Here is a 10,992-nt window from a genome sequence, read left to right on the forward strand (position 1 = left end):
CAGTTACTATTCGCGTTGTCACTCTGAGCCTGTCGAAGAGTTTCTTCATCAAAATCTGAAACAAAAAAACCGCCCTTAAAAGAGCGGTCGTGTATGATATTTTACCAGTTCTTATCAATCATATAAATAATTTGCGTCAGAGTACTCGCTCCGAGCAGAAGTTCCCTTCGGTTTACTTTTTCAAAAGTATCTTCTTCCGTGTGGTGGATGTCGAAATACCGCTGAGAATCGGGGACAAGTTCCGCGGTCGGAATTCCTAAATCGTGAAGCGGATAAAGATCTGTCCCGGAATAGGTATTTTTAAAATCATAAACTCCGTAAGGTAAAAACAGGTCTGCCCAACTCTGGATCTGCTTTCTTTTTTCGTTATCCATATCAAGGGAAATTCCTCTTGGGGTAAATCCTCCGGCATCCGTTTCTATGGCAAAAAGATGCTTTTCATTGTTTTCTTTCACTGTTTTACCGTACATAACGCCGCCTTTTACGCCGTTTTCTTCATTGGCAAAACAAACGACACGGATGGTGTGATTATTTTGGATGCCTAAGTTTTTAAAAGTCCTCAGAACTTCAATACTCTGCACGATTCCCGAACCGTCGTCATAGGCGCCTTCACCCACGTCCCAAGAATCCAGATGTCCGCCGACAACGATTACACTTTTATCTTTCTTTCCGGTAATTTCTCCGATCACGGAGTGGGAGAGCTTTTCGCCCTTCATTCCGCAGTTGGAGTTGAGCTTAGCGGTAATTTTCTGTGATTTTAAAAGTTCTGCCAGTTCATCCGCCGTCGTGCTTCCGACCGCAACGGCAGGAATTTTTTTATCATCCTGATAACGCATGGAACCTGTATGCGGAACATCATCAAAAGCAGAGGAAAGAGAGCGGATAATGGCAAACTTCCCACCTTTTTTAGCTGTTAATGATGCAGCGGTAGATCTGTATTTTGCGGCATCACCATATCCTCTGAACGTTTCTATATACGTCTGGCTGAAAGGATAATTGAAGAACACGATCTTATCTTTTACCTGTTGCGGCGAAAGTTTATCGTATTCTTCCATGGATCTCACCATGATAATTTCTCCTGAAACATCTTTTCCTCCTGTTCCTTCAGAATTTCCCAGAGAAAGCATTTTTAAGCTTTTCCATTTTCCGTTGGAGGTTTTAATGTGTAAAGATTCTTTTCCGCGAACCCACACCGGAACCATTACTTCCTGTAGCCAGACCTTATCGGCTCCTGCATCACGAAGCTTCTGTTCCGCCCATGTTACGGCTTTTTCGTAGGATGCTGAACCGCTGAGACGATGACCGATATTTTTGGTTAATTCTCTCAGCTCGTTGTATGCTTTTCCTTTATTTAATATTTCCGTAGAAATTTTTGCAAACTGTATGGAGTCTTCTTTTGCCTGACCAAAAACCGCCAAGCCCAGAAGCGTTAAAGTTGTTCCTAATATCTTTTTCATTTACCAGTTTTTATCAATCATAAAAATCATTTGCGTCATTGCCACCGCACCGAGAAGAAGCTCTCTTTTGTTCACTTTATCAAAAGTATCCTGTTCGGAATGATGATAATCGAAATATCTTTGGGTGTCTACCACAAGCTCAGCCAAAGGAATATCCATCTTTTTTAAAGGAGAAATATCCTGAATGGCTTCTGTCTGATCAAAATCGTAAACGCCGTAAGGAAGAAAATAATTTTTCCATTCGAAAATCTGTTTTCTTCTCTGCGGAGACATATCCAGAGAAAATCCTCTCGGAGAATAGCCTCCTGCATCGGTTCCCAGTGCAAAAATGTGCTTTTCATCTTTCTTCTTCACGTACGCTGCATACATCTCGCGTCCCTGTCCGCCATTTTCGCTGTTCGCGTAGAAAACAACGCGTATAGTATGGTTATTTTCAAGACCTAAAGCTTTGAATGTTCTTAAAACTTCAATACACTGCGCGACTCCGGTTCCGTCATCAATTGCTCCTTCTCCGAAATCCCATGAGTCGAGCTGCGCACCCAAAACAATTACCTTAGAATCTTTTTTACCCTGAATTTCAGCAATAATATTCGGATTGGTGGTATCGCCTTTGGATTGGGCAGTCATATTCAGTTTAGCGGTAACTTTCTGGTTTTTTAATAATTTTTCCAGTTCATCAGCCGATTTTACTCCAATGGATAAAGCGGGAATTCTTATTTTATCATCCGGTTCGTAATACACCATTTTTGCGTGTGGCGTATCGTCAGAAGCCGTAGTTAATGATCTTATAATTAATGCTTTCGCTCCGGTTTTAGCAATAACGGAAGCGGAAATAAGTTTGGATTTTGCAGTGATTAAATAAGAATCGCTGGTATTGATGATCTTAGGATCCATCGGAAGATTCACAAAAACGATTTTATCTTTGAGCTGTCCGACAGACATGGCATTAAGGTCTGAGGCGGAATTGATTAAGACAATTTCTCCGGTAAGATCTTTTCCGCCTGTTCCTTCAGAATTTCCGAAAGAAAGCATTCTGATGTTTTTCCAGTCTCCGTTAGCGGTTTTTATCTGTAAAGATTCTTTTCCTCTGATCCAGACCGGAGCTTTGGCTTCCATTTTCCAGATCATATCGATCCCGATTTCTTTAAGCTTTTTTTCTGCCCAGTCTACAGCCTTCATGTAACCCGGCGTTGCGCTGAAACGCGGCCCGATTCCTTTGGTAAGCTGTCCCAGATTTTCGTACGCCGTTCCGTTGGTCATGATTTCGTCGGAAATCTTTTTAAATTCATCGTGGTAATTGAATTTTTCGCCGACAGCAGTTTTCTTAACCGGCTTTTTAAGAGGTTTTTTTTGAGAAAATAAAAATCCACCCAAAAAGAGTGGAATGATAATGAATATTTTTTTCATTTTTTATTTACCTTTTCTTTTCCGCAGATAAAAGTAGGGAAAAAATAGTAATTTAATCTAAATTCGGATTAAGAAACCGGCAGTTAATTATTTTTAACGCAATAAACACGAGGATTTTTTAGGTATACCTTTGATTATCCGTTCGCAAGGGCGTATAACTCAGCAAAGGCTTCATTTGCTGAACGAAGTGCCTTTGCGAACGGAATATATTTCAAAATTTTAATTACCTCTTTGCAATCTTAGCGTTCATCGAAAGAATTATATTAAATAGAGGTAAAGATTAAGGTTTCATATCGTACATCAATAGTGCAGTAACCAATTTAGGTTCAATGAAAGTACATTTCGGAGGCATGCTGAGTTTCAGATCTGAAATTTTAATCATGTCATTGAAACTTACAGGGTAGATCCCGAATCCTGCCTTTCCTTCTCCGTTGTCTACTTTTTCTTTAAGCTGGTTGATTCCTTCAATGCTTGATGTTCCTTTTACGTAAGAAATTTTCTCCGAGCTGTCGGGATCTTCAATTTTTAAAATATCTTTAAAGATGTATTTGTCTAAAAGATGATGATCCAGATTATCCAGAGACATTTCCTGAGAACGCAGGTCGTGCTTTACGTGAAGGGAGTAAAATTTACCGTCCATATACATCGAAATGTGGAATTTCTGCGAAGGGAAATATGCCGTTTCTCCTTTTTCGTGGATCAGGAAATATTTTTCCAGTTCCTTTAAAAATTCTTCGTTCGAAAGACCGTTAAGATCGGTTAAGATTCTGTTGTAATCGTGGATTTTAATCGACTGGTTGGAAACGATAAAGCTGTACACGAAATTGTAATGTTCCGTCCCGTTATGTCTTTTGTTTTTTTCTTTCTGATGTTTGGCGTTCAGCGCAGTGGAACCAATTCTATGGTGTCCGTCTGCGATGTAAAAAGAATCGATCTGATCGATCACTTCCTTAAACTGCTGCAGTTTTAAACGGTTATCGATTCTCCAGATTTTATGACGGATTCCTTTGGTATCCACATGATTGAAGATCGGAACGTTTTTCTCCTCATGGTTCATCAGCAGTTCGATTTTCGAATTCGCCGGATAGGTAAGAAGTACAGGTTCTGCCTGAAGATTTACTTTTTCAAGATAATGAGCCAGTTTTTCTTTTTTCTGGGGAATGGTACTTTCGTGTCTCTTGATTTTTCCGTTCCAGAAATCTTCGATGCTTGCTAAACCGAGAAGCCCTCTGAAAACCTGTTTGTTGGGATAAATCTGTTCATAAAGATAGTAGGCAGAATTGTCCTGAACGAGTTTTTTCTCCTCCATCAATTCTTCAAAAGTCGACCGGATCTTCCTTAAATTCCTGTCAATATCTTTGGATTTACTTACGACATAAGGCTTTATCATGTTAATGTAAGTGTCTTCCACCTGAGCTTTTTCCGCGATCTCTTCCTGCGTAAAATTGTCCAGAGGATGAGTAGGGAAGGTGCTCTCATAGTCTTTATGAGGTCTTATTCCACGAAAAGGTTTAAAAATTGGCATATTTTAGTTTATAGTTTCTTTAATCTTAATAATCTGTTCTGCAAGCTCAAGTCCGATTTTTTCCTGTGCATCCACGGTATTTCCGCCTACGTGCGGAGAAAGGGAAAGCGAAGGATTCATCAGCAGAAGCACTTCCGGAGTGGGTTCTTTTTCAAAAACATCCAGTGCAGCTCCGGCAACTTTTCCGGATTCGATGAAGTCTATCAGGGAAACTTCATTCATTACACCTCCTCTTGCAGTATTTACAATGTAGACTCCGTCTTTCATTTTTTCAAACTGTGGCGTGTCTATGATATATTCGTTTGTTTTCGGCGTATTGAGACTGATGAAGTCTGCATCTTTTAAGAATTCATCCATATCATTGGTGGAAGTAATTTCGAAATTAACAGATTGTCCGTCGAAAAATTCCAGTGTAAGGACTTTTGTTTTAGGCTTTCTGGTAAGCACTTTCACTTTCATTCCCAGAGAGATTCCCATTTTTACAACTTCCTGTCCGATACTTCCAAAGCCGATAACTCCCAATGTTTTTCCTGAAAGTTCGTATGCTTTCGAGAAGGATTTTTTCATCGCGTTGAAGTGGGTTTCTCCTTCCAAAGGCATTAACCTGTTGGATTCATGGAGAAATCTTGCCAGTGAAAAGAAATGTGCAAACACCAATTCTGCAACCGATTTAGAGGATGCAGTCGGCGTATTGATGATGTAGATTCCTTTGTCAATAGCGTATTCAACGTCGATATTATCCATCCCGATTCCGCCTCTTCCGATAATTTTAAGACTAGGACAGGCATCAATGAGATCCTGTCTTACTTTGGTAGCGCTTCTTACCAAAAGAACATCCACGTTATTCTCGTTGATGAAATTAATGACGTGATCCTGTGCAACTCTGTTGTCCAGAACTTCTATTCCGGCATCTTTAAGTGCCTGTTCTCCTGCTTTCGAAATTCCGTCGTTGGCTAAAACTTTCATGGTTTTATTTTGACTTAAATATTTAATGGTTCAAAATTTAAACAGTCTCGCAAATTAAGAAAATTTAAAATAACATTAAATATTTGTTAAGTGTTTGAAATTTAGTAATTTATATTATTTTATGGATTTCATAACATCTACTAAAACCTGTACGCTTTCAATCGGTAAAGCATTGTACAAACTTGCTCTGTAACCTCCCAGACTTCTGTGTCCGTTCAGTCCGCTGATTCCCGCAGCTTTCCATGCTGCATCAAATTCTTCTTTTTTGCTCTCGTCTGTAATTTTGAAAGATACATTCATTAAAGAACGGTCTTCTTTTACGCAGAATGTTTCAAATAAAGGATTGCTGTCGATCTCATCGTATAGCAGTTTTGCTTTTGCTTCGTTTCTGGCTTCTGCAGCGGCAATTCCACCATTCTTTTCCAGATGCTGTAACGTTAACAGAGAAGCGTAAACAGGGAAAACCGGCGGTGTGTTGTACATAGATTCTTTAGAAATATGCTGAGCATAATCCAGAATAGAGAACATATTCTCTCTTCCTGTTTTTCCTAAAATTTCTTTTTTAATGACCACCAAAGTTACTCCTGCAGGTCCCATATTTTTCTGGGCTCCGGCATAGATTAAATCAAATTTTGAAAAATCTAATTGTCTTGAGAAAATATCAGAACTCATGTCGCAAACCATTAAAGTGTCTACTTCAGGGAAAGACTTCATCTGAGTTCCGTAGATGGTGTTATTGGAAGTGCAGTGGAAATAATCATATTCTGAACCTACGGTGTAATCTTTTGGAATGAAAGAGTAATTTTCTTCTTTCGAAGAGCCTACAACGTCTACTGTTCCTACTTTTTTAGCTTCTTTAATAGCTCCTGCCGCCCATGTCCCGGTATCCAGATAAGCTGCTTTTCCGCCTACTTTCATCAGGTTGTAAGGAACCATGGCAAACTGCAGGCTTGCGCCGCCTCCTAAATATAAAACTTCGTAATCATCTCCTAAATTCATCAGTCTTTTTACGATAGCGCGTGCTTCATCCATTACCGCTACGAAATCTTTGCTTCTGTGCGAAATTTCAAGAAGGGAAAGTCCGATTCCGTTGAAATCTAAAATTGCCTGTGCAGATTTTTCGAAAACTTCCTGTGGTAAAATACATGGTCCTGCGCTAAAGTTGTGCTTTTTGCTCATATTATTATTTTTTGGGATTTTCTGTAAAAATTTCTTCTTACAGATTCATTTATAGTTTCTTATTGAATTATTCTGAGTTTTTGTATATAAAAAACCGCCTCATGATTGATGAGACGGCAGTTTTTTATTCTCCGTGTAAGAATGCTTTCTTATTAAGCAGTGCTTCTTCAGATTCTACATGATCTTCATCCGGAACACAGCAGTCTACCGGACAAACGGCTGCACACTGTGGCTCCTCATGGAATCCTTTACATTCCGTACATTTATCTGTTACAATGAAATAAACATCATCACTTACAGGTTCCTGCGGCGCATCTGCATCCACTGTAAGACCTGATGGTAATGTTACGGTACCTTTCAGTTCTGTACCTTCTGAAGCTTTCCAGTCTACTGCTCCTTCATAAATTGCATTGTTTGGACATTCCGGTTCACAGGCTCCGCAGTTAATGCATTCATCAGTTATTTTAATAGCCATCGCTAATTTTTTTTAAATTTGCACAAAATTACAAAATATTCCCCAATTTTAAAGCAATTATGAATATCGAAAATCAAGTTTTAGGACTTACGAGACTAAGCCAATATATAAAAGACTTTTTAAACAAAAATCAGGAGGATTATAATGATAACAATTCAGACTTTGAATTGTTACTGAAACGATCTGAAATTGAAAATCCGTGGTTTACTATTGAAAACCAGAAGTTTGCTTTGAAACAGTGGACGGATCTTCTTACGGAAGAAAATATTGCCGACTGGCTGAAAGAATATCAGATTTCAAAGACTACAAAAAGAGTAGGGCTTATTCTTGCAGGAAATATTCCTTTGGTGGGATTTCATGATGTAATTTCTGTGGTGCTGAGCAATCATATTCCGGTGATCAAGCTTTCTTCAAAAGATAAATATATGATTCCGTTTTTATTAAAGAAATGGAATGAATTTTCGGAAGGAAATGTCTCGTTTGAATTTGTAGAGAAACTGGAGAATTTTGATGCGGTAATTGCTACAGGAAGCAACAATACAGCAAGATATCTGGAATATTATTTTAAAAACCACCTGAATATCATCAGAAAAAACAGGACTTCCATTGCTGTTTTAAAAGGGGATGAAACGGAAGAGGAGCTTAAGCTTCTGGCGGAAGATATTTTCCGTTATTTCGGTTTGGGATGCAGAAATGTAACCCGGCTTTTTATTCCTCAGGATTTTGTTCTCGACAGATTATTTGAAAGTTTTCTGGATTTTCAGGAGATCATCAATCATAATAAATATGCCAATAATTACGATTACAACAGGGCGGTTTATCTTTTAAATCAGGATAAATTCTGGGATAATAATTTTGTAATGCTGAAGGAAGATGAAAAATTATTCAGTCCGCTTTCCGTGATCAATTTCAGCAGATATTCTTCTCTGGATGAAGTGAAAAGTTTTATTTCGGAAAACGAAGAAAACATTCAGTGTGTGGTGGCGAAAGAGGAGCTTGGTTTGGATTCCATTAAATTGGGAGAAGCCCAAAATCCGGGGTTGAATACTTATGCGGATAATGTAGATACGATGAAATTTTTATCCGTAATATAATTCTTTGTATCTTGCTGTCAGCAAATCATTTTATTATGAAAAAAATACTTCTGATTGTTGCGGCTTTGGCTTTTCAGGCGGGTTTTTCGCAGGAAAGCAAAATTAAAGTTGTTGAAAGCAAGAAAATAGAGATTACTTCGGAATTGAGTAAAGATAAAATCGACTTTTATCATCCGTATTTTCTGAAATTTGTGGATGCATTAAAAAGATCGGATAAAGAAGCCGTCAATAATCTGATTTCAGATAAAGTGAAAAGTATTGTTTCAGATAATGTCATTCAGAAATTATCGGGCGGAATCAGCTTTGAACGTACATTTGAAGTGTATAAATCCGGCTATCAGAAACTGCTGGATAACCAAACTTATCCAACGATTCAGTATAAATATAAAGACGATACGCTTTCTCCGCCAAGAGATCTGGTTACTGTGGTTTTCGAAAATGACGGTAAAATCTTAGGTGTAATGCCGGATTACAGCAGGTAATTTATAAGTGATAAGCAATACAGAATCGTGTATTCCGTTTATTGTTTATTGAAACAGTTTAAGCATAATGAAAAAAATACTTTTAGTTCTTTCCGTTTTGTCGGCGCCCTTTTTTCTTTCACAAAAGACGAAAAATGTGAAACCGGAAACAAAAAAGAACACAAACACAAATGTAGCCACCGATGTAAAACCCTCTTTAAGTCTTAGCAAGGAGGAGATTGAACTCTACAACGGAAAATTTCTGAAATTTATCGCAGCCCTAAAGTTTTCTGACCGGAAAGTCATGGATGAACTTTTATCTGAAAAAGCTAAAAAGATGGTAACAGATGTTGTTTACCAGAAGCTTGCCGCAGATATTAAGACTGATAAAACTTTTCAGATTATCAAAGCCAGTTATAAACCCTTAATTGACGGAAGCAGCCTGCCAATGATTCAGTATAAATATTCTGATGATAAAGCCGCTGAACCCAAAGAGGTAATTACAGCAGTTTTTGAAACAGACGGAAAGATCATGGGAATTAAACCGTATAAGATGATGAAATAATTTAGAAAATTTTTTGATAAAACACGATGAAAATTAAAATGTTAGGTATTCTCCTGCTCAGTCAGTTTTGTTATTCTCAAAATATAATTCAGACTGATATTCAAGGGAAAAAACTGAATGATTTTATTCAGTTTGAAAATAAGTTAGGAAGCAAAATTGTTAAGACAGATGAAGAGTACATTTCTTTCGAGCCCGTTCTTCAGCCTGTTATTTTTGAAAGGAAAGAAAAGGAAATTCCAAATCTTCGAGTATTTTATAAAGCCTATAAAACAGATTCTGCTATTGCGGAAATTCTTTATGAATGGGATGTTTACAATTTTGATAAAGGCGAAAATGTGAAGAAACCCATGAGTTTTAATAAAGCCATGATAAAGAAATATGAAGAGCTTATCAGTGAGGTTTCGAAAAAATATGGCAAAAGCCATCAGAAAGGAAATTTGAATAATCTCAATCTCCTTAATTCCAAAGAAGGACTCCATCGAAGTGATGAATGGAAGATTAAAGACAGTATAAATATCTTTGCCTATATTGATCTTTCGGAATATTATGAAAGACAAGGAATGATGGCTACAGTTCCCGGACATAAAATTAGATTGTATGTAAAAAATGAGCGAAAAGAAGATGATGGAAATGCGTTAGGAAAAGAGAAGATAAGTTTATATACTATTGAATTTCTAAAATTTATTGAAAAGCTTAAAACTTCTGATTTTGCCGGAGCAAGAGATTTACTTTCAGAAAAAATTGCCGGTTCCACAACGGATGATACGCTTAAAAAGTTAGCTGAAAATATTCATTTTGATAAACAGATTGATGTTTTTATGACGGGATTTCAGTTGGTAAATGACGGAAGCCAATATCCGATGGTTCAGTTTAAATATAAAGAAGAAGTTTCCCCACCCAAAGAAATGATCACCGTTCTTTTTGAGGATAGCGGAAAAATTATAGGAATAAAACCTATGAAAAGATTAGAATAACATATTAAAAAATAAAAACTATGATGACAGATGTTTTAGTGGCGCATGCCAAAGAAGTGGAAAAAGCAGAATTTTATAAAAAAACGTATTTGCACGTTGCTTTGGCGATTCTTGCTTTTATTGGAGTGGAAACCGTATTGTTAAAAACCGTTCCGCCGGAAGTTATCGGATTAATATTTCAGGGAAAACTTACCTGGCTGTTAATTATCGGAGTATTCTGGCTGGCTTCTGTATTGGCGAATAAATGGTCTCTTTCGCAAAGCAGATCGGTTCAGTATATGGGACTGGGATTTTATATTTTGCTTGAAGCGTTAATTTTTATGCCGATGATCTACATTGCAGTAGTGAATGTTGGAGGATCCATTATTTATCAGGCAGCAATGTTAACCATCGCGATGTTTGCAGGGATCTCTTTTGTAGCATTTACTTCAAAAAGAGATTTTTCTTTCCTTAGAAATATTATTGTAATCGGAGGATTTATATCACTTGGATTAATTGTTGGCGGAATGATTTTCGGATTCGATCTTGGACTTTGGTTTTCGGTAGGAATGGTAATTCTGGCTTCTGCAACGATTTTGTACCAGACAAGCAAACTGAAAGATTCTTACACCACAGATCAGTATGTTGGAGCTTCTTTACAGCTTTTTGCTTCTATTATGCTTTTGTTCTGGTATATTTTGAGAATTTTAATGAGCAGAAGAAGCTAATTCAATAATAGAAATTTTATAAACCCAAAAAATCCTGATGTATTTTCATCGGGATTTTATTTTTGGTTTGATCTAAACACAAATGACACAATTTTTAAAAATATTTGTGCTTATTCGTGAAAGAATATTTGTGAAATTCGTGTTTGAACTAAAACACAAATGGCACTAATTTTATCACAAAT

General features: G+C 37.3%; 11 protein-coding genes. 5 read left to right on the forward strand and 6 right to left on the reverse strand.

From position 1 onward, the window contains the following. Positions 1-101 precede the first annotated feature (101 nt). The 6 genes from WFK35_RS15550 to WFK35_RS15575 all read right to left on the reverse strand — a co-directional run bounded on the left by WFK35_RS15550 (position 102) and on the right by WFK35_RS15575 (position 7,009). Positions 102-1,457 carry a M28 family peptidase gene (locus WFK35_RS15550; RefSeq protein ID WP_336733363.1) on the reverse strand — a complete coding sequence of 452 codons (1,356 nt, stop codon included), beginning with the start codon at positions 1,455-1,457 and terminating at the stop codon, positions 102-104. Continuing rightward, on the reverse strand, positions 1,458-2,864 hold the full coding sequence (locus WFK35_RS15555) for a M20/M25/M40 family metallo-hydrolase (protein WP_336733364.1): 1,407 nt from the start codon (positions 2,862-2,864) through the stop codon (positions 1,458-1,460). It lies immediately after the preceding gene. Positions 2,865-3,144: 280 nt separating this feature from the next. Next, the gene (locus tag WFK35_RS15560) at positions 3,145-4,389 is read right to left on the reverse strand and encodes a DUF1015 domain-containing protein (protein ID WP_108410250.1); all 1,245 of its coding nucleotides are present in this window, start codon (positions 4,387-4,389) and stop codon (positions 3,145-3,147) included. A gap of 3 nt (positions 4,390-4,392) precedes the next feature. Further along, on the reverse strand, positions 4,393-5,355 hold the full coding sequence (locus tag WFK35_RS15565) for a D-2-hydroxyacid dehydrogenase (RefSeq protein ID WP_336733365.1): 963 nt from the start codon (positions 5,353-5,355) through the stop codon (positions 4,393-4,395). Between the two features lie 114 nt (positions 5,356-5,469). Further along, the gene (gene serC, locus WFK35_RS15570; protein ID WP_336733366.1) at positions 5,470-6,534 is read right to left on the reverse strand and encodes a 3-phosphoserine/phosphohydroxythreonine transaminase; all 1,065 of its coding nucleotides are present in this window, start codon (positions 6,532-6,534) and stop codon (positions 5,470-5,472) included. A 124-nt stretch (positions 6,535-6,658) separates the two neighbouring features. Further along, positions 6,659-7,009, reverse strand: coding sequence for a 4Fe-4S binding protein (locus WFK35_RS15575; protein WP_034682968.1), 351 nt, complete (start codon positions 7,007-7,009; stop codon positions 6,659-6,661). 59 nt (positions 7,010-7,068) lie between these two features. Between WFK35_RS15575 and WFK35_RS15580 the strand changes: the two genes are divergently transcribed. From WFK35_RS15580 to WFK35_RS15600, 5 genes are all read left to right on the forward strand, one after another. Continuing rightward, positions 7,069-8,103, forward strand: coding sequence for an acyl-CoA reductase (locus WFK35_RS15580; protein ID WP_336733367.1), 1,035 nt, complete (start codon positions 7,069-7,071; stop codon positions 8,101-8,103). Between the two features lie 35 nt (positions 8,104-8,138). Beyond that, the gene (locus tag WFK35_RS15585; RefSeq protein WP_336733368.1) at positions 8,139-8,585 is read left to right on the forward strand and encodes a peptidylprolyl isomerase; all 447 of its coding nucleotides are present in this window, start codon (positions 8,139-8,141) and stop codon (positions 8,583-8,585) included. Between the two features lie 136 nt (positions 8,586-8,721). After that, positions 8,722-9,129, forward strand: coding sequence for a peptidylprolyl isomerase (locus WFK35_RS15590; RefSeq protein ID WP_336733369.1), 408 nt, complete (start codon positions 8,722-8,724; stop codon positions 9,127-9,129). A 26-nt stretch (positions 9,130-9,155) separates the two neighbouring features. Further along, positions 9,156-10,103 (forward strand): hypothetical protein, encoded by a 948-nt coding sequence (locus WFK35_RS15595; RefSeq protein ID WP_336733370.1) that lies wholly within the window; start codon positions 9,156-9,158, stop codon positions 10,101-10,103. A 20-nt stretch (positions 10,104-10,123) separates the two neighbouring features. Continuing rightward, positions 10,124-10,810 (forward strand): Bax inhibitor-1/YccA family protein, encoded by a 687-nt coding sequence (locus tag WFK35_RS15600; RefSeq protein ID WP_336733371.1) that lies wholly within the window; start codon positions 10,124-10,126, stop codon positions 10,808-10,810. Positions 10,811-10,992: the final 182 nt, after the last annotated feature.

Origin of the sequence: Chryseobacterium sp. VD8, assembly GCF_037149975.1 — a bacterium.
GTDB classification, from domain to species: Bacteria; Bacteroidota; Bacteroidia; order Flavobacteriales; family Weeksellaceae; genus Chryseobacterium; species Chryseobacterium indicum.